This is a genomic window from Ruoffia tabacinasalis (genome assembly GCF_005864045.1).
Lineage (GTDB): Bacteria > Bacillota > Bacilli > Lactobacillales > Aerococcaceae > Ruoffia > Ruoffia tabacinasalis.
Map to the genome: position 1 here is coordinate 1 of NZ_VBSP01000111.1, position 686 is coordinate 686.

The following is a 686-nucleotide window of genomic DNA, read 5'->3' on the forward strand; positions in this document are numbered from 1 at the left end:
TCAATGTCATTAAGTTAAGGGGAAATGAATTCCTATCGTTATATAAAGACGCCTCTTCTTCACATGAAATAGTGTGAAGAAGAGGCGTCTTTGGCTTTTTTTATTCTAAACAAGTTATTTTTCTATTGGAAGGCATGTCAAATAAGTCTTCTGCTTTTCAAAAAAAAATTATCTATAATGAAAACCAACAAAGCCTCTTCGGAATTTTAATCGTTCAAACTTCCTACCTTCTCGAATTGGAAGGATATAAGATGAGATTAATCGCATAATATCTATCGACATGTCATTTAAATATCGGCGATATAGCCTAAAAGCCATCTTAACATTTACCTGATAATCCCAATGTCGTTTCTTTTTAGGAAATTTTACTTGTCCAACTAACCTCATGGTGAAATTGTAGGTAATTAATCTTGCATATATTTCTTGATAGATTTGGCTGCTTTCTTTTGTATGTAAGTATTCTAAATCAACTGAATGCTTTAAATCACGAAAAGAAGTCTCAATTCCCCACCGTAAATGGTATAATTCTTTTAAGTCATTGGGTGTAAAGTTGTCATCAAGATTTGTTATCAAGCACTCGTAGGTGCTTTCACTTAGCTTGAGTCTAACCACTCGGAAACGTATTTCGTAATAATCCTTACTGCCTCGTTTTAAAAAATCAAACTTAGACGTGGTTGATAGGAACC

At 33.2% G+C, this 686-nt stretch carries 1 protein-coding gene; it reads right to left on the bottom strand.

Features of this window, described 5'->3' with window-relative positions; translation table 11 throughout:
- Positions 1-168: 168 nt before the first annotated feature.
- Positions 169-686 (bottom strand): transposase (locus FEZ33_RS12255; RefSeq protein ID WP_138405622.1); only part of this gene is annotated, 518 nt, incomplete at its 5' end.